General features: G+C 35.3%; 17 protein-coding genes. 4 read left to right on the forward strand and 13 right to left on the reverse strand.

What is annotated here, in order from left to right; genetic code table 11:
* Positions 1 to 155: 155 nt before the first annotated feature.
* Positions 156 to 1,697 carry a PLP-dependent aminotransferase family protein gene (locus tag ABTV69_RS22000; protein WP_433832687.1) on the forward strand — a complete coding sequence of 514 codons (1,542 nt, stop codon included), beginning with the start codon at positions 156 to 158 and terminating at the stop codon, positions 1,695 to 1,697.
* 212 nt (positions 1,698 to 1,909) lie between these two features.
* Here the strand turns inward: ABTV69_RS22000 and ABTV69_RS22005 are convergent, their stop codons facing one another.
* Positions 1,910 to 4,051 carry a catalase gene (locus ABTV69_RS22005; RefSeq protein ID WP_433832689.1) on the reverse strand — a complete coding sequence of 714 codons (2,142 nt, stop codon included), beginning with the start codon at positions 4,049 to 4,051 and terminating at the stop codon, positions 1,910 to 1,912.
* A gap of 260 nt (positions 4,052 to 4,311) precedes the next feature.
* Between ABTV69_RS22005 and ABTV69_RS22010 the strand changes: the two genes are divergently transcribed.
* Entirely contained in the window at positions 4,312 to 4,794 is a 483-nt protein-coding gene (locus tag ABTV69_RS22010) for a hypothetical protein (protein ID WP_433832691.1), read from the forward strand.
* The gene (ligD, locus tag ABTV69_RS22015) at positions 4,781 to 7,342 is read left to right on the forward strand and encodes a DNA ligase D (RefSeq protein ID WP_433832693.1); all 2,562 of its coding nucleotides are present in this window, start codon (positions 4,781 to 4,783) and stop codon (positions 7,340 to 7,342) included. Before ABTV69_RS22010 ends, ligD begins: the two co-directional genes overlap by 14 nt.
* 218 nt (positions 7,343 to 7,560) lie before the next feature.
* Here ligD and ABTV69_RS22020 read toward each other — a convergent pair whose 3' ends face one another.
* The 11 genes from ABTV69_RS22020 to ABTV69_RS22070 form a co-directional block, all read right to left on the reverse strand.
* Positions 7,561 to 8,340: a Ku protein gene (locus ABTV69_RS22020; RefSeq protein WP_433832695.1), complete on the reverse strand. Its 780-nt coding sequence runs from the start codon at positions 8,338 to 8,340 to the stop codon at positions 7,561 to 7,563.
* Positions 8,341 to 8,502: 162 nt separating this feature from the next.
* Positions 8,503 to 9,315 carry a methionine ABC transporter substrate-binding lipoprotein MetQ gene (gene metQ / locus ABTV69_RS22025; RefSeq protein WP_433832697.1) on the reverse strand — a complete coding sequence of 271 codons (813 nt, stop codon included), beginning with the start codon at positions 9,313 to 9,315 and terminating at the stop codon, positions 8,503 to 8,505.
* A gap of 163 nt (positions 9,316 to 9,478) precedes the next feature.
* Entirely contained in the window at positions 9,479 to 10,132 is a 654-nt protein-coding gene (locus ABTV69_RS22030) for a methionine ABC transporter permease MetI (RefSeq protein ID WP_433832699.1), read from the reverse strand.
* The gene (metN, locus tag ABTV69_RS22035; protein ID WP_433832701.1) at positions 10,125 to 11,156 is read right to left on the reverse strand and encodes a methionine ABC transporter ATP-binding protein MetN; all 1,032 of its coding nucleotides are present in this window, start codon (positions 11,154 to 11,156) and stop codon (positions 10,125 to 10,127) included. The genes ABTV69_RS22030 and metN overlap by 8 nt, the downstream gene beginning before the upstream one ends.
* Before the next feature lie 460 nt (positions 11,157 to 11,616).
* Positions 11,617 to 12,648: a hypothetical protein gene (locus tag ABTV69_RS22040; protein WP_433832703.1), complete on the reverse strand. Its 1,032-nt coding sequence runs from the start codon at positions 12,646 to 12,648 to the stop codon at positions 11,617 to 11,619.
* On the reverse strand, positions 12,639 to 13,853 hold the full coding sequence (locus tag ABTV69_RS22045) for a hypothetical protein (RefSeq protein ID WP_433832705.1): 1,215 nt from the start codon (positions 13,851 to 13,853) through the stop codon (positions 12,639 to 12,641). The genes ABTV69_RS22040 and ABTV69_RS22045 overlap by 10 nt, the downstream gene beginning before the upstream one ends.
* Positions 13,854 to 14,006: 153 nt before the next feature.
* Complete coding sequence (gene nagA / locus ABTV69_RS22050) at positions 14,007 to 15,128, reverse strand: N-acetylglucosamine-6-phosphate deacetylase (protein ID WP_433832707.1); 1,122 nt, start codon at positions 15,126 to 15,128, stop codon at positions 14,007 to 14,009.
* A 518-nt stretch (positions 15,129 to 15,646) separates the two neighbouring features.
* Complete coding sequence (locus ABTV69_RS22055) at positions 15,647 to 17,044, reverse strand: TolC family protein (RefSeq protein ID WP_433832709.1); 1,398 nt, start codon at positions 17,042 to 17,044, stop codon at positions 15,647 to 15,649.
* Position 17,045: 1 nt separating this feature from the next.
* Positions 17,046 to 18,398, reverse strand: a complete 1,353-nt coding sequence (locus tag ABTV69_RS22060) for an HlyD family secretion protein (RefSeq protein WP_433832711.1) — start codon at positions 18,396 to 18,398, stop codon at positions 17,046 to 17,048.
* A 2-nt stretch (positions 18,399 to 18,400) separates the two neighbouring features.
* Positions 18,401 to 20,056 (reverse strand): peptidase domain-containing ABC transporter, encoded by a 1,656-nt coding sequence (locus ABTV69_RS22065; RefSeq protein ID WP_433832713.1) that lies wholly within the window; start codon positions 20,054 to 20,056, stop codon positions 18,401 to 18,403.
* A gap of 101 nt (positions 20,057 to 20,157) precedes the next feature.
* Positions 20,158 to 20,466 (reverse strand): hypothetical protein, encoded by a 309-nt coding sequence (locus ABTV69_RS22070; protein ID WP_433832715.1) that lies wholly within the window; start codon positions 20,464 to 20,466, stop codon positions 20,158 to 20,160.
* A gap of 450 nt (positions 20,467 to 20,916) precedes the next feature.
* On the opposite strand from ABTV69_RS22070, the gene ABTV69_RS22075 reads away from it, so the two are divergent.
* Positions 20,917 to 21,375, forward strand: coding sequence for a DUF1810 domain-containing protein (locus ABTV69_RS22075; RefSeq protein ID WP_433836742.1), 459 nt, complete (start codon positions 20,917 to 20,919; stop codon positions 21,373 to 21,375).
* A gap of 221 nt (positions 21,376 to 21,596) precedes the next feature.
* On the opposite strand, the gene ABTV69_RS22080 is transcribed toward ABTV69_RS22075, so the two are convergent.
* A complete protein-coding gene (locus tag ABTV69_RS22080) occupies positions 21,597 to 23,639 on the reverse strand; it encodes a cytochrome c biogenesis protein CcdA (protein WP_433832717.1) in 2,043 nt (680 codons plus the stop codon).
* Positions 23,640 to 23,679 lie beyond the last annotated feature (40 nt).

Raw genomic sequence — 23,679 nt, forward strand, 5'->3', positions numbered from 1 at the left:
AATATTTCAAGCAGATCTAATAAGATTTCAGCAGATCAAATTAGATTTTATTCATGAAATAAAAAATAATTTCAGCCGGATTAACGTAATTGTTTGTTAGTTATGATTTCTGATGTTTGTATAAAATAGAACTGCTTTTCTTTTTTCTAAAAATTTTGAGAAAAGCAGTATCTTGCCGTACTAATCAAAAGCACCAGATTTTAATTATGGATAGTCCGGTTGAAATTCCTTTTAAAAGCTTTATTCAGCTTAAACCAGAAGAAAGCACTGCAATATACCTGCAGATTGTTTTTGAGTTTATCAAAGCCATACAAACAGGTTTTCTTCCCGAAGGCACCAAACTTCCAGGCACTAGAATTTTGTGCAAAGTGCTTTCCGTTAACCGAAATACTTTAATCAAAGCTTTTCAAGATTTAGAATCACAAGGCTGGATTGAAACGCTTCCTAACAAAGGAACGTTTATTTTATCGCAGCAAAAACAAAAAAACAAGGCTGAATTTATGATTTCGAAAGATCATAATTCGTCAGAAGAAAATATTGGCTTTAGTTTTCAGCGTTCGACTATTCTAGAAAATCCGATTGAAATCAGTAATCTTCCGCATCAATTTAATGATGGAATGCCCGATTTACGATTGGTGCAAACCGATGTTTTGGCTCGATTATATGTTTCAAAATTAAAGCGACGAAAAACATCTAAAACCTACGAACAGATAGAATTGCGTTCACATTCGAATTTTAAAACGCATTTTTCTAATTATCTCAATCTTACTCGAGGAATTCGCATCTCTACTTCGAATCTGCTTACGACAAGCAGCCACGAAATTGCTTTGTATTTGGTTACGAAAGTATTGATTGCTCCGAATGATAAAGTGGCTGTCGCTTCTCCAGGTTATTATATGTCGAATATGACGCTAACCAATACCGGCGCACAGATTGTTTCTATTCCTGTAAATGAGGATGGAATCGACACCAAAAGATTGAAAGAAGTCTGCCAAACAAACAAAATTCGAGTTTTGTACCTAACCTCCAATTATCACTATCCAACGACTATTTCGCTTAGCGCGAAAAAAAGAATTGAAGTTCTAGAATTGGCCAATCAATACGGATTTGTGATTCTGGAAGACGATTACGATTTTGATTTTCATTACGACAACAATCCTGTTTTACCTTTAGCTGCATTTGATTCCAATCAGAAAGTCGTTTACATTGGCTCTTTCGGGAGATCGCTTCCATCTGGATTCAGCTACGGATTTGTTGCTGCTCCATCTGAATTTATAAAAGAACTTGAAAAACATCAAAATATTCTCGAACCAAAAATTGATGTTATTAAAGAACAAGTTTTAACCGAATGGATTAATGAAGGCGAAGTGCACCGGCTTTCTAAAAAGAATAAAAAAATATATAAAGAACGTCGTGATCATTTTGTTTCGCTTTTAGATGAAAAACTTAAAGGCAAAATCAAATTTAAGGTTCCACCACGTGGACTTGCGATTTGGGTGGAATGGCTGGATCATTTTAATTTGATACAATTTCAGAAAGAATGTTCGAATCATGGATTATTTCTGCCGAAAACTATTTTATATCAGACCAAAAATCTTACCGCAACACGTTTAGGTTTTGGGCATTTGGAGAAAGAAGAAATGGAAAAAGCGGTTGCTATTTTAAAGAAATGCTTGGAGATAATTGTTGAGAAATGATTTTTCTCAAACACATAATAACATAACCCCTTTGGAACTCTCCCCATCTCGAATATAAAACATAGCCCACGGTTTCAACCGTGGGAGACATGCAGATTAAACCCTACATTGCGTCCCACGGTTGAAACCGTGGGCTATGTTTGAATAAGATTGTCTTAATTTTTTTTCTGCTCAAAAAAGGCTGTCTTTTTAGACAGCCTTTATATTGTTTTTTAAAGATTTTTTTCTCTTTCCCAGAAACGATGTCTTCCCAAAGCTTTTATAAAAGAAACACTTAAGTTTTTATCTGAACGATTTTCACTCATTAAGACTCCAGGATCATTATTGATGTCGCTGTTGTTTTTTATAATCTGAATTCCTTCTCCTTCAGCTGCAATAAATTTACAATGATGATAAGAATCGTTTAAAAATTCTTTTACCTCTTTAATTTTTGAAAGAGCTGCAATTCCTTTTCCCGCAGGAATAAAAACACCATCGAAAAGTACCGATGCAGCAATTTTATACGTTTGGTCCACAGGAATCTCTGTTCCTTCTTCAGAAACGATTGTTCCTAAATGAGGTGCAATAACAACGGCTTTTGCGCCCGCATTTTGCAAAGCGGTTTTCATAACTTTCACCGACTCGGCATTGACACCTTCTGCACATAAAAAAGCAATCTGTCGCGTAGCTATAGTATTCGAAATAGTTGGATTTTTAAGCATACTCAATGCATCTGAAGGAGTTATGTTTTGGTTTGGTTTAGTCGGTTCTTGTTTGCCTTCATCATCCGCTCCAACTCCGTGATTCATTGGTTTTTCAATATCTTTCGGAACTGGAATCCCTAAATTTTTACCAACCTTTGTCGCTAAACTGGAGTCGACTTGATTTAAAAGACCGAGCATTCTTTCTCTAATTGCTACTGTTTCAACTTTTCCTAGTTCAAAAGATAAAGCGCTTACAATATGATCTTGCTCAATTGGTGTCTGACTGTTATAAAAAAGTTTCGCCTGACTAAAATGATCCGCAAAACTTTTACTTCTCGCGCGCACTTTATGGGCATCTACACGTTCGTTAAAACTCACAAATCCGCCTTGATCCATTTTGGCTTGAAACGGACAGCCTCCTCCTAAAGAATTGGGATGATAACTCACTTTTCCTACCGCAATTTCCTGACGCATATGACCGTCTCGCTGGTGGTTATGCATTGGCGCAATGGTTCTGTTGATTGGGATTTCATGAAAGTTCGGACTGCCTAATCTTGATAACTGTGTATCGGTGTACGAAAACAATCTGCCTTGCAATAGAGGATCATTGGTAAAATCAATTCCAGGAACGATATGGCCCGGATGAAAAGCAATCTGTTCTGTTTCGGCAAAAAAGTTATCTGGATTTCTGTTCAAAACCATTTTTCCGATAATCGTTACAGGAACTAATTCTTCTGGAACTAATTTCGTCGGATCAAGCAAATCAAAATCAAATTTATGTTCGTCGCTTTCTGGAATAATCTGTACGCCCAATTCCCATTCTGGAAAATTACCTTCTTCTATAGCGTCCCACAAATCCTTTTTATGGAAATCGGAGTTTTTTCCTGAAATTTTCTGTGCTTCATCCCATGCCACTCCGTGTGTTCCTAATTTTGGTTTCCAATGAAATTTTACAAAATGAGATTCATTTTTATCATTTATAAATCGGAAAGTATGAACACCAAAACCTTCCATCATTCTTAAACTTCTTGGAATCGCTCTATCACTCATTACCCACATAATCATATGCATCGATTCGGGCATTAGCGAAATAAAATCCCAAAAAGTATCATGCGCTGAAGCAGCTTGCGGAATCTCATTATGAGGTTCTGCTTTTACAGCATGAACTAAATCTGGAAACTTCATGGCGTCTTGAATAAAAAATATAGGCATATTATTTCCTACCAAATCAAAAATACCTTCTTGCGTATAAAATTTCACTGCAAAACCACGAACATCTCGCGCTAAGTCGGTAGAACCTCTCGAACCTGCCACAGTCGAAAATCGTACAAAAACAGGTGTTTTAGTACTCGTATCGTTTAAAAATCCCGCTTTAGTATATTTTCCCATTGTTTTGTAAAGCTCAAAATAGCCGTGAGCGCCAGAACCTCGCGCATGCACAATGCGTTCCGGAATTCGCTCGTGATCAAAATGGGTGATTTTTTCTCGTAATATAAAATCTTCTAAAAGAGAAGGGCCTCTTTCTCCAGACTTTAAAGAATTGTTGTTGTCATTTATTTTAACACCTTGGTTAGTAGTTAAAAACTCATTCTCAGCATTTGATTTGTTATATTCTAAATCATTCTGTTTTCCATCAGAATTGTCTTGGTTTGTTTTTTTTGAATTTTTCATTTTCTGTCGATTTACAATTTTATCATTCAATGAACTATTGTTGTAATTGAGGCATTTCTCAAAAAATAGGATAACAAAGTTAGATTGCTTTTCAGCTTAAAATTTATACAATTAACCGCAAGGATTATAATATTTGAACCTAAAAAACATGATAATCAATGCATTACTGATAATTATATAAGTACCTTTTTGAATCCTATAACAGAAAAAAGCTTTTTGAAAGTAACTTTGAAATAGAGTTTTAATTCAAAAAAAGGCTTATGGATTTTTACATCATTATACAATTAATTTTAGTTGCCATTGGGGCGACGTCGGCCATGACTTGGTTTAGTTATGCGATGTCGAAAAGCTTTAGAGAATTGTATAAAGAACCTGTTTTATTGAGTTATGCTCTAAAAAAAACAAACATCAGCCTTTCTGAAAAATCTCAGAAAACATGGGGATGGCTGATACATTACATTATTGGTTTTCTATTTGTTATGGAATATTACATAGTATGGGTAAAGAATATGTTATCAGTTTCGCCACTCAATGCTCTCCTACTAGGAGTTATCAGTGGTGTAATTGGCATACTCAGCTGGATTGTTATATTTAAAATGACCGATCATCAACCCCCAATTGACTTTAAAGGTTATTACATTCAGCTGTTCTTTGCCCATATTATTTTTGCTGTTACCGCAACGGCGCTCTACTCTATTACATTAACGCTATTAATACTTCTCAAAGCTTATGTCACTGTCTAAATACAACGAGAAAAGAGATTTTAAACAAACTCGAGAACCTAAAGGAAAGATCGGAAAATCGGCAAACGAACTGATTTTTGTCGTTCAAAAACACGCCGCATCGCATCTTCATTATGATTTTAGGTTAGAAATGGATGGTGTTCTAAAAAGCTGGGCAGTGCCAAAAGGTCCATCTATGGATCCAGAAGTAAAACGTTTGGCCATGATGGTCGAAGATCACCCGTATAGTTATAAAGATTTTGAAGGCACAATTCCCGAAGGAAATTACGGCGCTGGAAATGTGATTGTGTGGGACAACGGAACATATGCTTCTGACGAAAAAACAGCTTCTGACGAAAAACAATTGCGAAGCGATCTCGCAAAAGGACGCTTGAGTTTTGTGTTAAAAGGCAAAAAACTGAAAGGCGAATTTTCATTAGTTAAACTTCACGGAAAACAAGAAAATGCATGGCTTTTAATCAAGAAAAATGACAAATATGCTTCTGTTGACGATATTTTAGAAAAAGACAAATCGGTTATTTCCAAAAGAAGCTTGGAACAATTGGAGGAAAAATATAAAAAACTAGCTGTAAAAACAGAAGAAAAACCTACTGAGAAAAAAGCAATAAAAAAAAAGTCCAATCCAAAAGTTGAAATAGCCAGATTCTTAAAACCAATGCTCGCAACCGTACGCGAAAAACCTTTTGATGATGAGGAATGGATTTTCGAAAACAAATACGATGGCTACAGAACTATTGCGGTTATAAATGTACAGCAAGCTGATTTGTATAGCAGGAATGAAATTTCTTTTAACGTTAATTTCAAACCCATTGCTGACGAACTCAAACAAATCGATCACACTGTAGTTTTGGATGGCGAAATTGTAGTAGAAAATAATGCTGGAAGAGCCGATTTTCAACTGCTTCAAAACTATATGAAAACTGGAATCGGAAACCTAAAATATTATGTTTTTGATTTATTGAATTTGGACGGAAATCTTATAACCGAATTGTCGCTTTTGGAACGAAAAGAACTGCTTAAAATTCTCTTTAACAAATACCCTTTTTCGAATGTTTTGTTTTCTGAACATACCGTTGGAGATGGAATTAAACAATTTGAAAAAGCGGTAAAAAATAAAACAGAAGGCATTATTGCCAAAAGAGCTGACAGTACGTATTCTATTAATAGAAGAAGCACCAATTGGCTGAAAATAAAAACGTCAAACCAAGAAGAAGCAATCATAATCGGAATTACAGCACCTCAAAATTCCAGAAAGTATTTTGGGGCACTTCTACTAGGACAATATGATGGTAAAAAACTGCAATACATTGGTAAATGCGGAACTGGTTTTACAGAAACTACACTAAAAGATTTATACGCCAAACTTGAACCACTTTTTATTGCTACTTCTCCCCTTGACGAAAAAATTCCGATACGAGATAAAATTCAATGGGTAAAACCAAAAGTCGTTTGTCAGGTGAAGTTTTCAGAATGGACGCAGGACCAGTATTTGAGACATCCCGTTTATCTCGGAATACGAGTAGATAAAAAGGCAGAAGAAGTTCTTTTGTCTTTCAAAAACGTTACTGCAGCACAACTAAACCCAAAAGAAATGACCGCTACAAAAAATAAAACAGAAATTAAGACCGAGAATGATTTCGATTTGAAAGTTGGAAAAACCGTTTTGCATCTGACCAATCAGAACAAAATTTATTTCCCGAAAGACAAGATTACAAAAGGCGAAATTGTTCAATACTATAACGAAGTTTCAGAATTGATTCTTCCCTATTTAAAAGATCGCCCAGAATCGATGAACCGTTTTCCTAACGGAATTGACTCGCCAAGTTTTTATCAAAAAGATGTTGATGTCGATAAAATTCCAAAATGGCTTAAAACCAAAAAGATCTTCTCAGAATCCAACAATGCAAATATTGATTATCTCATTTGCAACAATAAAGAAACCTTGCTTTATATGGCCAATTTGGGCTGTATCGAAATGAATCCGTGGAATTCGACCATTAAACATATTCAAAATCCAGATTGGCTGGTTATTGACTTAGATCCTGCAAAAGATGATTTTAAACAAGTGGTTCAAACGGCTTTGGTTGTAAAAGAAGTTTTAGACGAATTGGAAACTGAATGTTTATGTAAAACTTCGGGTGCTTCTGGACTTCATATTTACATTCCGCTTGGCGCGCAATACGATTATGATTCTATTAAAATTCTAGGAGAACTGATCGCCAAAGAAGTGCAGTCTAGACTTCCAGATATTGCGACAGTGGATCGAAGCATCAAAAAAAGAAACAACAAATTGTATATCGATTTTCTGCAAAACCGACGCGGACAAACTTTGGCAGCGCCTTATTCAGTGCGACCAAAACCTGGCGCAACAGTTTCTACGCCTTTAGAATGGAGTGAGGTAAATGAGAAATTGCATCCATCGCAATTTACTATCAAAAATGTGTTAAGCCGTTTTGAGAAAAAAGGCGATTTGTGGAAACCCGTTTTGTCTAAAGGAGCTAATATTAAAAAGATTATTCATAAACTGGAAGCCAATCAAAACACTTAAGAAACCCAACGGGTGAATTATAATTAAAATATAACTTTGAATAAAATAGCACGCGGATAAAACGGATTTACTTCGTAAAAACACGGACAAAAACGGATTTTTTTAAATTCTTTTTTTTAAATTCTTTTTTAAAAATCCGTTTTTGTCCGCGTTTTCGTGATAACGAATCCGCCTAATCTGCGTCAAAATTTATACTATTTTAATTCCACCAAACGGGTTTAAGAAGACTTTTTCTTTTTGGTTTCTAAACTGGCTTTTAGCATTTCCATTAAATCGTCGTTTTGTTTGTGTACGACTTTTAATTTTGGGGCTGCTTTTTGTGGTTTTCCTTTGGCTTTCTTTTTAATAATGTCCAAAAGCTTGGCGGTATATTCGTCTTTAAAACCAGAAATATCAAATTTCTCTGTTAGCTGATCGATTAATTTTTCGGCCATATCCATTTCTTTTGTAGACTTTTTGGACATTGGCGGAAGCTTCAATTCTTCTGTATTTCTAATTTCTTGCTCGAAACGGATTCGGTTTAAAACAATGACATTTTTGTATGGTTTTAAAATTGCCAAACTTTCTTTATTTCGCAAAACAAATCTGGTCACGCCTACTTTTCCGGAAACTTCAAGCGCATCGCGAAGCAATCCGTAGGCATTCATTGCGCCTTTGTCTGGCTCGAGATAATAGGGTTGTTCGTAATAGATACTTTGGATTTCTTTTTCGAAAGCAAAACTTTCAATGTCAATTGTTTTGGTTTTAATAGCGTCTGCAGCTTCAAAATCAGAATCTTCTAAGATGACATATTTATCATCTAGTTTGTATCCTTTCACGATGTTTGCAAAATCAACTTCTTTTCCTGTACTTTCATTAACACGCTTAAACTTGATATTGGCGTGATCTTTCGCGTCAAGCATATCCATATCCAAACTGCTTTCCTGCACCGCCGAAAACATCTTTATCGGAATATTAATTAATCCAAAACTTACCGAACCTGTCCAAATTGATCTCATGGCTTTTGTTTTAAAATTGAACCTTAAATTTAATTCAAGTAAAAAACGTAAGCCTTACAAAATCAAAACATTACTTTATAAAATTATGAGTTATGAATTATGAGTTATAAGTTGTTTTACCGAAACTCATAACTCATAATTCATAACTCATAACTAAAAAATTTACCAACCTCTTACAGCTCCGCCTTTAAATTGCTCTAGAGCCTCTTTTTCTACTTCTGGAGATTGAAAAGCTTGTAAAAACTGTTTTACTTTTTCTTCGTTTTTATTGTCTTCACGGCTTACCACCAAATTCACATAAGGAGATTCTTTATCTTCAACAAACAACGCATCGCGCGATGGAACCAAACCTGCAGCAGAAGCAAAAGTATTGTTGATGATCGCAATAGAAACATTTTCATCGTCTAAAGCACGTGGCAATTGTGGCGCTTCTAACTCTAAAATTTTTAAGTTTTTAGGATTGCCCACAATGTCTGTTACTTTTGGCAATAAACCAACACCATCTTTTAGTTTTAATAATCCGTTTTTCTGCAATAGCAATAAAGAACGTCCACCGTTTGTTGGATCATTTGGGATAATAATCGTGCTTTCGTTTTTCAATTCAGAAAGGCTTTTTATCTTTTTTGAATAAGCTGCAATTGGGTAAACAAAAGTCTTTCCGATGATAGCCAATTTGTAACCTCTTTGTTTTGATTGCTCGTCTAAATAGGGTTTGTGCTGAAAAGCATTTGCATCAATATCTCCTTGGCTTAAAGCTTCGTTTGGAATTACATAATCGTTGAAAGAAACCAATTCAACTTCTAATCCGAATTTTTCTTTCGCTACTTTTTTAGCTGCTTCAGCCACTTTTAATTCTGGTCCAGAAGCAACTCCCACTTTAATAAAATGAGGATCATTCTTTTTATCGCTTCCGCAGTTTGATAAAACTAATGCCAGAGCCAAAACTCCAGCGATTTTTACTATATTTTTTTTCATAATAATGGTATATTTTTAATTTCTAAATTTCACTTTGAACTTTGAACTTTGAACTTTCAACTTTCGACTTTCGACTTTCAACTTTCGACTTGCGACTTTCGACTTTCGACTTTCAACTTTCGACTTGCGACTTTCGACTTTCGACTTTCGACTTTCAACTAAATTATCTATGATCGAATCTCTTTGATAATTTATCTCCCGCAAACTGAATTATAAAGACTAAGATAACCAATAAAGCCAGAACAGAATTCATTGTCACAGCGTCATAACCGATATATCCGTATTGATATCCAACTTGCCCCAAACCGCCTGCTCCAACAGCTCCTCCCATTGCAGAATAACCTACAAGTGTGATTAGAGTAATGGATGCTGCGTTAATTAAAGACGGCAACGCTTCTGGCAATAATACTTTGTAAACGATTTGAAGTGGCGTTGCTCCTAAAGCTCTCGCTGCTTCAATTAATCCTGACGGAAGGCTTAGCAAACTATTTTCTACCAAACGCGCAATAAACGGCGCCGCACCAATGCTTAACGGAACCAAAGCCGCACTTACACCAATTGAAGTTCCAACGATAGCACGTGTAAACGGAATCATCCAAACGATTAAAATAATGAATGGAATAGAACGAAAAACATTTACTATAACCGATACTATTCTATTTAAAACGGGTTGATCTAAAATCTGATTTTTACGAGTCAGGAAAAGTAAAATTCCTGTTGGCAGTCCTAATAAAAAACCGAAAAAGCCCGATACAAAAGTCATCACAATGGTTTCCCATGTTCCTTTTACTAATAAATCTATAAGAGAATCAGACATAACCTATAATTTCTGTTTTAATGTGTTTTGAATTAAAATATTGAATCGCAGCATCGTAGTTTTCGCGTTTTCCTGAAAGTTCAATCAGCATAACACCAAAATTCACTTCGCCAGCCTGATCCATTTGCGCGCTTACAATTTTGAAATCGGTATCAAAAAGTCTTGAAACCTCAGAGATAACAGGTTCGTTAACCGATTTCCCTGTCATTTCCAATTTCAATAACGGATTCAAGTTTCCGTTATCTTGCTTTTGCAATTTTTCCTGATAAACCGCTGGAACATCAATATGTAAAGACGAAGCAATAAACTCTTTTGTCAATTCGTGTTTCGGATCTGCAAAAATCTCCCCCACACTTCCCTGCTCGATTAATTTTCCATGACTGATAACCGCCACTTCATCACAAATCGATTTTACCACTTCCATTTGGTGCGTAATCAACAGAACTGTGATATTAAGACGTTTGTTAATGTCTTTCAATAAATTTAAAATCGATCTTGTTGTAGCAGGATCTAATGCGCTTGTCGCTTCATCAGACAATAATACTTTCGGATTATTGGCCAAAGTTCTCGCAATTGCCACCCTTTGTTTTTGTCCACCAGAAAGGCTTGCCGGATAATCGTTTGCTTTTTCTGCCAAACCAACCAATTGCAACAATTCTAAAACACGTGTTTTGATTTCGCTTTTTGAAGTTCCAGCCAATTCTAAGGGAAAGGCTACATTGTCAAAAACGGTTCTTGAAGAAAGCAGATTGAAATGCTGAAAAATCATTCCGATTTGTCTTCTCTCAATTGCCAATTCTGCATTTGATAATTGCATTAAGGCTTTTCCATCCACGATAATTTCACCAGATGTTGGTCTTTCTAACAAATTGACACAACGAATCAGCGTACTTTTTCCTGCTCCAGAAGTTCCAATTACACCAAAAATTTTTCCTTCAGGGACTCTCAACGAGACATCAGACAAAGCCGAAACGATTTTGTCTTTCTGATGAAAAGTTTTGGTTACATTTTTTAATTCAATCATTTTTTGAGTTTTAAAAACAAAAAAGCCTTCCATAAATTAGTTGAAAGGCTTTTTCGAAATAAATTTTATCATTTTATATTAAGCCAGATCAATAAATGCCATTACAGCAACACAGCACATCATGCTGCGGTGATAATAATTATTCATTTTCTGGTTCTGTTTCTTCATAGCGAGTGCAAATTTAAATAGTTATTTTCAATTTTTACTCATAAATCATTAAAACTTTTATTTCCCTATCAATGTAGTAGGTTAAGTTTTAAATTCCAATAGTGAAATTCCAAATCCCAAAACCCAAATTCCAAAACCCAAATTCCAAAACCCAAATTCCAAAACTTAAATCTTAAATTCTAAATATCAAATTCCAAGATCTACTTTTATATATAAAAAAATTCCAAACTCCAATTTGAAGTTTGGAATTTGGAATTTGTGGTACTGGAATTTGGAATTTGGAATTTAACTTTTAGTTGTTTTGTTCCGCAATTACAGATTTATTAATTTTTATCACTCTGATTTTTTTATTGGTATTATCAGATAAGAAAATACGATCGTCAAGTTGTGCTGTCGCAACAATGGTTCCGAATGGATTTTGTCCTAAAATATCAGAAACGCTTAAAACTGTGCTATAATTCATTTTAACGAACTCCGCTTTAGAATATAATTTTAAATATGATGCACTTCCAATATTTTCTGAAGTAACAGCCCAATCTTTACTGAAAGAAACTGCAATTGGCTTGATATCTACAAATTGCACTTTTTGTGGCTCGATCGGAGTCGTTAGTGAAGTTTCGGCATTGGCTTTTATGTTTGCAATGTTATAATACAAATAACTCTTAGCGTCTCTTCCTGCTACAACTAGATTTCCATCAACGATATCCATCGAATATACTTCTGTCCATCCGTTTAAAGTATTCAATTTTGCAATAGGTTTTAAATCCCAATTGCTTGTTTCTGTAATTTGAGAAGCGTCAAGCACTTTTATGCTTTTTTCTTTTTCTTTTACGAAAACCAATCCGTCTTTTGCTACAACACCAAAAACGTGTACAAAAGTGTTCCACCACTGGCCGTTTCCAACGGTACTGATTCCCGAGTTCGTCGTTTCATCAAAAACAAATAATCTCGATTCTGTACTTCCCACATAGATGCGTCCGTTATCCACAGAAACCGATGTTAAACTTGTTAGCGGAATAGTTGTCGTTCCTTTTGTATACTCTTTTATTGTTTTAATGTGAGCCAAAGTCAAAGCATTAAAAATCTCCAGAACATTTCCGTTAATCACATACAATTTTTCTTTAGAAACCGCTATTCCTTTTGGATCAAAAGCTTCTGTACTTCCCGGAATATTTTCGTTCGTAATAGAAGCTTCATCCGTTGGATAATAGTAGGTGTAATCTTTAGATGATGCTGCGTCGTCTTTACTGCAACTTGCAAACAGACAAAGTGCTAAAATTAGGGGCAGGATATGTTTCATGTGTAATTTATTTTTTAGTTCCATTTTCCTTCTCCTTTATATTTTACTAAAAATGGATTTTTGGGATCGATTTTAAATACTGGTTTTTTATAAGTTCCCGTTACGTAAGCCGTTTTGCTATACGTTTTTAGAACATCTGGATCTAAAAACGGAAGATCATTTAAGTAAATCAAGTATTTATAAAAATCGGTAAGCATTCCTTGCTGGCCTCCGCCTTCTCCACTGTTTGCCAAATTACTGCTGTGATTAAAGCCAATATGATGCGAATATTCGTGCGACCAAACCGACATGTCTCCTACCCAATGCCCAGTTACATAACCCGATTCCCATTGCGATGCCAGATTTCCTCCGCCCCAAGCAGAATCTCCTCCTACCATTGCCATGTAAACGGTTCTTTTGTCAAGATAGTTCCAGTATATTTTTTCGATTTCTTCTTTAGAATAATAATCGTAAACGCCATCAACATCATCAGCATTTCCGTGCCAGTTTAAAGCTCCGTTTATACCCGTACCTGCTGTAGCTGCTTGTTCTTGTTTGTATTTATCGAAGTTAGTAAAAGTGCTGTAGTACAAAGGATGGCTCAATGCATACGAATAATTAATAATCATCGTAATGGCTTCTTTTGCCAAAGCTGGATTCATCGGAAGAAATTTACCAAATTCGTTAATGTGGTAGCCATCATGAAACTGAACCAAATGATTCGATTTAATTTTCTTGAACATCTTAAATAAAGGATCTTCCGATTCTATAGAAAACTCTATTGCTCCAGAAGAAAACCCTTCAATTTTATCGATCGTTACGGTATTTCCTGTTTCCAACAAATAGTCGTTTTTCTGTTCTGTCAAAGGAATTTTATGGAATGAACGGTGAAAAGCGGGAACTTTCGAAAAACTAAAAAGCAAAAACTTCTTATCGTAATTCGGCAGTTTTGCATAGACTTTTACATCTGTCAATCCGACTGGCGAATAAAGTGAAACTTGTACAGAATCTTTTCCTTTTTGAATAACTTGAAAAGGTTCGTTTACTCTAAACCAACGATCTGTTTTATCGTACATTTTTGAAGGACTCTCATTATCTTCAAACATTGTCATGGGTTTATTTTCTGCTGGCAAAGCCGAAGCGTCGATACTTGGAAGGTAATTTGGCTTGTAGTTTTCGCCATCATCACTGCAACCAAAAAGAATACTTGCCAATAGGGCAAATACAAAAAAGTGAGTGTTTTTTCTCATCAGTAAGTTAGTAGGTTTGGGGTTAAATATCCTGCAAAACTATAAATATGCTTGTTATAAACAAGTTTATTGCAAGAAAAATATGAATATAAAATATACTGAAAAGTAATTTTACCAACACCTGCTATACTTAAAATTGAGATTCTAAAGTGACTATTTCATTAAATCTAAAGTTTTGATAGTCGATAAATTGGCCTCAAACTCAACAAAACTTGCAGGAAAACCAGTTTTAATTTTTCCAAATTTATCCTTCAAGCCAATGGCAGATGCCACTCTAGTGGTTGCCATTTTTACTGCCTCATCGGCTGAGACATTCAAATGGTTATAAGCATTTTGAACGGCTTCTTCCATTGAGATTGAAGCGCCGGCCAAGTTTCCATCTTCATTTCTGTAGAAACCGTCTACCAAATGAGCATCAAAATTATCCCAATTAAAGTTGGCTACTTTTCGTCCTAAAAAGGTGGCATCGCTAATCAAGAAGAATTTTTCTTGTTTTAACTTGTAAGCAATTTTAGCCGCTGCATAATCGCAATGAACGCCGTCTAAAATTACGGGTGCATAAACGTCTTCATTTTCAAAAACAGCTCCAACCAAACCTGGTTCGCGATGTCCGAATTGTGTCATGGCATTGAATAAATGCGTTACCAGATTTATTCCTTTCGAAAAATAAACTTGCGCTTCTTTATGCGTTATCGTCGAATGCCCTATTGAGATGGTTATACCGCTTTCTATTAACATTTGCAATTGTTCTTCAGTAAAACATTCAGGAGCAATTGTAATGAGTTTTATAACGTCTTTTCCTTTATCAATAATTTCTCGAAGTTCTTTGTTAGTGGGTTTTCGAACTTGATCAATACTATGCGCGCCACGTCTTTGCGGATTTAAAAAAGGTCCTTCCAAATGCATTCCGATAACGCCATTATTGTTCTTTTTCATATAATCGCGAACGGCTTCAATTCCTTGCAAAATGGTTTCACGAGAAGATGAAATTAAACAGGGCAAAACATGCGTTGTTCCGTATTTCATGCTTGCATCGTAAATATCTTGAATGGTTTCTTCGTTTGGAGTTTGGCTGAAATAAAACTTTTCTCCACCATTAATCTGAATATCAATGAATCCTGCTGCAAGGTGATTTCCTTTTAAATCGATTGTTTGAATATCGTTTGGAATTTCATTCTGTACCGAAATAATAGTTCCGTTTTCTACGATTACAACTCCGTTTTCTATTATTTCCTCTCCGGTATGCACCACCGCATTGACAATCGCTTGCTTCATGTTTTTGATTAATTTCTTTGTTCCAAATGTAACGAAGTTTGAATTAATTCCTAAACAAAAAAAGCTTCAGATGTTTTCTGAAGCTTTTTTGAATTTAAATTCTGAAAATTAATATAATGCAGATTAGATAGGGACTGCCTATTTTTTTTAAAAAACGTTCATTTCAAAACATTAGCAATGCTTTCAACCATTGGGGCGCTATGAAATTCTGCGCGTTTCCCAAGGTTGAAACCTTGGGCTATATTTGAATAGGATTGTCTAAATAATTGATAGTGCTAAAAATATTCCGCCCCGATGCGGCTCTTTCTTTCTATCGTAAACATGTTTCTATAGACATTTCGCCCCAATGAGGCTGTAAATATGTCGTTCATGCTATGCTATAAATATTTCTTTCCGATGGGACTTTTGCGACATGATTTTAATGCTCTAGAAGAGCATAATATCTATAGCTGAAATTTGAACCATGAATCTAAAAGCTCCAGAGGAGCGACCTATCTTATGCCTATAGACTATCCATTTTAATCTGGATTTGCCAAGATTTTATACAATTCGGCATTCGAGATATAAAATTGGTTTTCTAAACTGATCTGCGAAAGCTTAGCGCTTACCAAATTATTTTCTCTCGAATTGATTAAGAAAATAGAACTTTCTCCAAATGAGAATAATTTCTCTTCTGAATCTAACATCGTCATATAATCTTTTACCAAATTGTCTATTACGATTTTCTGTTTTCTTAAAGAAGCAATTTCGGTCTGCTGCGCTTTGATTTTATTTTTAAGTTCCAAACGCTGCTGTCCGATATCAAACTGCATATCCTGAATTTTAAGTTTTGCCATTTTTAAGCTTCCTCTTTCTTTTCTTAAGAAAATTGGGAAACTGAAATCAATGTTAAATTTATAATCGTCAGCGTTGAAATTATTCCAATAATTAGGTTCAGAAATGTAATTATAACCCACATTAATTTTCGGAAGCAATGCGTTGGCTTTCAATTGGCGATTCACTTCTAGCATATCCATTTTAGTTTCTAGAGACTGAATTTTTGGATGTGAATCTAACGACTCAACATCAACCATCATGGCATCAGTTCTTAAGGTTTCCTCAATTGTTTGAATAAGGTTTTGTTCTGGTTTTACCATATCTCCTAATTCAACAGGAACATTTTCAATCCATAAATAATTAGCTAATTTCAATTTTGCTTTCGCTAATTTCAAATTTCCGTTTTCAACATTCAGTTCTCTGTTTCGCACTGTAATTTTAGCTTCAACACTATCGATCGCTGGAGCATCACCTTCTTTTATTAATTTCTTAACCCCTTCAAAACGCGTGCTCGCAAAACCTAAATAGTTTTTATACAATTCTGCTTCGTTATAGCTTTTTCTCCATTCAAAATAAGCTTCACTTGCTTGGTATAAAATTTCGATGGCTCGGAGTTTTCGCTGCGCATCACTTAGTTTTACCTGAAGTTTCCCTTCGCGAACATCGGCCATTCTTTGGTTAATAAACATTCCTTGTCCCAAAGCAACATTAATTCCAAGCGAAGTTAAACCAGCCTCTGGAGTCTTGTTCTGCGGATTGTAATATTCTCCACTTGTATCGTCAAAACCTGCTTTAATCTCCACTCCATACCAAGTTGGAATTTTGAAACTACTGTTTAATAACGAATAATATTCTGTGCCTTTAAATTCTTTCTTATTGTAATCTACTTCTAGTTTCGGATCAAATCCGCCTCGTGCCATCATCAGTTTTGCCTGAGCATTTGTTACTTCAAGATTGGCTTGTTTTACCAATGGGTGGTATTTTTTTACGTATCCCAAGAACTCGATAAAAGTAAGCTCCTCTTGATTAAAGTTCTGACTTTGCAACGTAGAAAAACAAAATAGTAGTAAGAAAGAAAATAGTTTTACTAGATTTCTCATTTTACTTTTTCTCCTTTCCTTTTGCTTCTTTTTCTCCTGAATTATAATAATTTGGCGGGAAACCATTCAAGTTTCGCCAAATCTCGTACCATACAGAAACGGTTTCTAGCAATGCAATACTTTGCGCACCTGCACCAATACTAAGTTCTTTTGGCCAATGACGATCTTCTCCATCTGGCGAAACTAAAATTCTGTATTTTCCGTTTGCACTAATAAAATTTTCTATCGCTACGACTTTACCTCCATATGTTCCGTAAGACAAACCAGGCCAACCAGAAAATACGATTCTAGGCCATCCGTCAAACCAAACACGAACTTTTGCACCGCGATGCACAAGTGGTAAATCAATTGGATCTACATATGTTTCTACCGCAATATCATAGTCGGCCGGCATAATACTTACGATAGGTGTTCCTTCTTTAATGGTTTCTCCAAGACCAGCCAATAAAGCGCGGTTTACATAACCGCTCTGTGGCGCTGTAATATAGTATAATCCATTTCTAAGTCGGTAGTTTGTATACTGATTTTCAAGTTTATTGACTTGAGCTTCTGTGTCGTATTGCGTACTTAAAGCCGTAAATTTATCACTTCTCGATTTTGATATTTTCTCCGTATATTCAGCCGTAATTCTGCTAATTTCTACTTTAGCGTTTATCAATTCATTTTTACTGCTTAGCAATTTATTTTCTTGCGTAATCACATAAGCTTCTGACTCTTGCAGTTTCAATCTTTTTTGCTCAACGTCGGTCATTGGTTTAAGACCTTCTTTATTTAAAGCAGTAGAACGGTCAAATTGCGTTTTTGCAATTCGAAGCTGTGTTTTTACTGCCACAAGATCCATGCTGTCGCTTTTTATTTTCAGTTGCGACTGACGAATTTTGTTTTGCGCCTGCTGCAGTTTCAATTGTCTTTCTGTGTTTAGCGATTGTGCTTGCACGTCAAGAGAATTTACTTTATCGCTATACGATTCCACCGCCATTTTTTTTGCATCGACTTGCTGTTTGGTATTATTAACCAAATTAGGATCTAGATAGTCTTCTTTAATTTCAGAAATATAAACAATTGTATCGCCTTTTTTTACATAATCGCCTTCCTTTACGAACCATTTTTCAATACGCCCTGCAATAGTATTATGAACCGTTTGTGGTCTTTGATCTGGCTTTAAAGTCGTTACAGATCCTGTCCCCGAAATATTTTGTGTCCAAGGCAAGAAAAGGCATAAGACAGCAAAAATCAGAAATCCGATTATAACTCTGTTTAAGATTTTATAATGAGGTCTTCGGGCAACGCTTGTAATCGATTTGTATTTGCCCGGCGTTATAAGTACGTTATTGTCTTTAGATATGTTGAGCATGATTAAAGCTTTATGTCGTTAATAATTTTTCCGTCATCAATCGTAATCATACGACTGCATTTGCTTTTCCAAACATCATTTTTAGAAGTTACAATAACCGTCCAGTCATTTTCTTCAGAAAGTAAAAAATCAACAATTTTACTTGAAGTCAATTCGTCCATTTTGTCTACCGGATCTTCTAAGAATAAGATATTTGGTTTACCCACAATACTTCTAGCCAAAAGAATCTTTTGAACATCAGAAGCAGAAAGTTCACGACCTCCAGGATGAATTTGATTCTCCAACCCGTTTTCGAAAGTTTTAATATATGGCGTAAGGCCTACATTATCTAAAGCCCATTTTAAATCCTCGCTATTTAGTTGTTCGTTTCCAAAAACAATATTCTCACGAATTGTTCCTGCAAAAAGTGTATCTCCTTGCAAATAGGTTCCAGACTGCGCTCTGTATGTATCTTCGTTAAGACGATTCATATAATTGTCAGTCACATACATCGCACCACTTTCTGGTTCTAAAACGCCCGAAAGCAAGCGCAACAAAGTACTTTTTCCAGCACCATTTGTTCCGGTAAGAATAATTTTTTCGCCTTGAGAAATTTTCAAATTGATATTCTTAAGCGATTTTTTGCTGTGTTCTGGATAATTGTAATTGATGCTTTCTGTCTCGATATTGATTCCCTTTTCTGTTTTGTCTGAAGTTTGCGGAATGCACGAAATCTCCATATCAGTCACCTGACCTATTTTTTCAACAGACGTCAATACATCATAGAAAGACTCCAATCCGAAGATGATTTTTTCTACCGAGTTAATCAATAATACGATTACGATTTCAGCTGCTACGAACTGCCCTATGTTCATTTGGTGGTGAATTACCAGAAAACCACCGATCGATAATAAGGCAGCAGTAACAATTACTTTAAAAATAGTAAGCTGAATATATTGTTTCTTCATTACCTGAAAGTGCTTTTCACGGTAATTGACATAACTGCTTGCGTATTCGTCATTTCTTCCCAAAGCATATTCAAAAGCTCCTTTTCTGCGGAAACTTTCTCTGTTTCTAGCAATTTCCTGAAGCCATGCTGCTACTTTGTATTTAAATTTTGATTCGTTCAAACTAGTTTCTAAACCGTCTTTGTACGAAAACTTAAAAATGACATATAAAATGACAATAAATAAAAGTCCGATTACCATGAAGAAAGAATGGTAAAGAACCAATAGAATAATCCCCAGACCAACCTGAAGGAATGCGGTGCAAAAATCTAGCAATAGTTTTGCAGTGCCTTTCTGTACCATTAAAGTATCAAAAAAACGATTGGCTTTTTCGGGAGCATATTCCGAGTACATTTCTTTAAATTTTATCAAAGGCATTCTGTACGCAAATTCAAAAGAAGAGCGCACAAAAATTCGCTGTTGCAGATTCTCTACAATTCGCAATTGCAAAATCGTTAGAATACCTCCAAAACCAACTCCAACTGTCACGAGAATTACGAGAACGATCCACGAGACGCTCAGCTGTCCGCTTTGAATAAAATTAATAATGGCTTGGATTCCCAAAGGCAGAGAAAGATTGACTAACCCTGCAAATGCAGCATAGAAGATAATTTGATACACATCGCGCTTATCAAGCTGCAATAAGTTATAAAAACGTTTAAATGGTGTCATGAATGTAAGTATAAATACAAGATTATTACATAGAATAAATATACGGCAAAAACCGCACTTATGGATCAAGATTTTCATCCTAATCCTTAAAAAACAAGTATTTATGAATTCACCCGAGGAGGCGGTATGTCTATTTTACCATGAAAACCAAATGAAAAGATTGTATTATCAATATATTTTTTCCCTTCAGATTCTTTTAAAAAATAAAAACTAGGCATCAATGATTCTGATGAAATCAGGTATTCCATTAAAGGAATTCCCTTTGCTAATTTGGCTGTTTTAGTATCTTTTGTTTTATAATCATCCAGTTCTTCTGGAATTCCGTCACATTTAAAGATTTTTTTCAGGAAGTTGCATGTAATGCCTTTTACCGTGTAGGTTTCAGCATTATCGCTAAGTACTCTAGCCACACTATTAGAGATATTTAAACTGCTGATTAGAAAATAGCCGACAAGTAACGCCTGAAGGCATTTACATAAAAAGCTATTTTTAATTTTGTTCAACATACTCTAAAAAAGGCTGAAAGTTTATTTAAATCACACAGCTTTAAATCGAAAGCCCAGTGATTTATGGCGTTTATTTAATTTTTAATGAGCGCGCAAGTTAGAGCCATTTTTTTTGCAGAACATTAAAATAACATTAGAATTTAGAACGATTCAAAACTTTAGAAATATATTAACAAGGCATTCTTACAGGGCTATCGGAATTATGTAAACACAAACTACAATTCTATAACTCAAAAGAATGTAGGCATTCTACTTTTGGTATTCGAAAATTTGAAACAATTCTTTAAAAATATATTACAAGTGTTACCGATTAAACAAATTAGATTTACGAACCATTTAATACAGAATCAAGAGATGACTTACGCAAAAAATGATTTGACCCGATTTTTAGATGCGCAAAACAAACTTTATCTGACAGCATTATCTGAAATAAAAAAAGGTAAAAAAGAAACCCATTGGATGTGGTTTATTTTTCCGCAGATAAAAGGTCTTGGTAAAAGTGCTCTTTCTGATTATTATGCCGTTGCTGACCTTAAAGAAGCTACAGAATTTTTAAAACATCCGATTTTATCGAAACATTTAATTGAGATCTCTAAATTACTGCTGACTTTAAAAAAGAAATCTGCAGAAGGAATTTTAGGAGAACTTGGCGCAAGAAAACTGCATTCTTCAATGAGTTTATTTGTCCAAGTAGAAAATGCGCATCCTGTTTTTCAAGAAGTATTAGATACTTTCTTTTATGGCCATTTGGATCAATTAACTTTAAATTTTACTCAAAAAACCAGTGTATCGCCAACCGTCGCACTTTCTTAATATTTTTGGCCACAGATTTTAAATAAACACCAACGAAATGTTCCTAACGGAACATCCATCATTCCGATCCAATCATTCCGTAGGAATGTCTCGTTGGTAAACCAGTGTTCTGCCAAACACTGTACTTTCTTAATATTCTTAGGACAAAAAAGGGAATAGCCTGAAAACTATTCCCTTTTTGATTAACAACATAATTATAAATAAAGTACAAATCCTGAACTTTAACTTTTCTCAAAGTTCGAAACTCCTTTTTGAAGCCAACTTAAATATTGTTCAATATCCGGATTATAGGCCGAAGTTTCGTTAAGTGTTTCTCCGTTATGATTTACCAAAACATAAAACGGCTGTGCATTGGTTTTGTAGGTAAGCGTTTGGAATTCGCTCCACTTTTGTCCAATATATTTTAACTTTTTTCCTGTTATTTGAGAAGTAACTTGCTCGCTGGGATGCAATTCTCTTTTATCGTCTACATATAACGAAATCAAAACTAAATCGCCTTTTAAGATTTTCTGAACCTTTTCGTCTGACCAGACATTGTCTTCCATTTTGCGGCAATTTACGCAGGCATGACCGGTAAAATCAATCATAACCGGCTTTCCGATTTTTTTGGCGTATTTCATTCCTAAATCATAATCAGTAAAAGCCATAATATTGTGCGGTCCAAGCTCTGCTCCTTCTGGCAGATTTTGCGTTATTTCTTTGGAAGAACCATTATTTAAACCATTGGGAATTTCGCTGTAATGCATTGGAGGAGGAAAACCGCTAATCATTTTAAGCGGTGCGCCCCAAATTCCAGGAATCAAATAAATGGTAAAAGCCAAAACCAAAACGCCTAATCCTAATCTTGGAACGCTTAAATTTGAAATCGGACTATCATGTGGCAACTGAATTTTTCCAAATAAATAAAAAGCCAATGTTCCAAAAATGGCAATCCAAATCGCTAAGAATGTTTCTCTTTCCAGCCAATGCAATTGCAGCACTAAGTCAGCATTCGATAAAAATTTAAAAGCCAAAGCCATTTCTAAAAATCCTAAAAAGACTTTAACCGAATTGAGCCATCCACCAGATTTTGGAAGCGAATTCAACCAGCCTGGGAAAGCGGCGAATAAAGTAAACGGCAAAGCTAATGCCAGAGAAAAGCCAAACATTCCGACAAACGGAGCGATTCCGCCACGAGAAGCCGCTTCAACTAATAATGTTCCCACAATTGGTCCTGTACAAGAGAAAGAAACGATTGCGAGAGCTAGAGCCATAAACAATATTCCGACGATTCCGCCTTTGTCTGCTTGCGAATCGACTTTGTTTGCCCACGCATTTGGAAGCATAATTTCGAACGCGCCCAAAAATGAAAAAGCAAAAATCATTAAAAGCACAAAAAACATCAGGTTAAACCAAATATTTGTCGAAAGCGCATTGAGAGAATCGGCTCCAAAAGCCCAAGTTACAACGGCTCCTAAAAAGATATAAATGCCAATAATGGCAATTCCGTAAAAAACGGCTTTTCTAATTCCTTGCGATTTAGTTTTGCTTTGTTTGGTAAAAAAACTTACTGTCATTGGAATCATCGGAAAAACGCAAGGCGTTAGCAAAGCTGCAAATCCGGAGAAAAACGACAGTAAAAAAATCGTCCATAAACTTCTGGATTTTGTTTGCGGTTTCTCTTTTTTCAGTTCTTTTTTTGGCGTATATACAGCTTCAGCAGGAACAATTTCTGCTGCTTGTACTTTTACTTCGGCAACGGCAGAATCTATTTCTGTTTTTATTATTTCCTCTTTAATCGCATCTTCTATTAAAGTTTTCGCTTTCGCGGAAGGACTAACCGTAAACTCTAATTCGTCTGAACTCGGAGGAAGGCAATTTTCATCATTACAAACCATATATTCAACTTCGGCAATGATTTTGAAAGGTTTTGATGAAAGTATTTTAAGGCGTTGTCTAAAAGTGGTTTCTTTCTCAAAAAACTTAATCTGCATTTTGAAAACAGGATCGCTAATTGTTTTTCCTTTTTCTTCTTTTACAGCATCAGTTAACTGAAAATCTGCACTTTTTATAAAATTAAAATGAGTCGGAATCGGACCTCCGTCTGAAACTTCCTGACTGTATAAATGCCAGCCCGATTCTATAATGGCTTTTGCCTGCAATTCATATTCCGTATCAGAAATTTTCTCGACACTGGTTTTCCATTTTATGGGATTATATATCTGAGCCTTTACGAATATGGAAAACAGCAGGAAAAAGCCCAGTAAAAAAATATTCTTTTTCATGGGTAAAAACTTTTATAAAGAGGGTTGAATAGCAAAAAAC

The sequence above is a fragment of the Flavobacterium anhuiense genome (assembly GCF_050990855.1).
In the GTDB taxonomy this organism is placed as follows: domain Bacteria; phylum Bacteroidota; class Bacteroidia; order Flavobacteriales; family Flavobacteriaceae; genus Flavobacterium; species Flavobacterium anhuiense_C.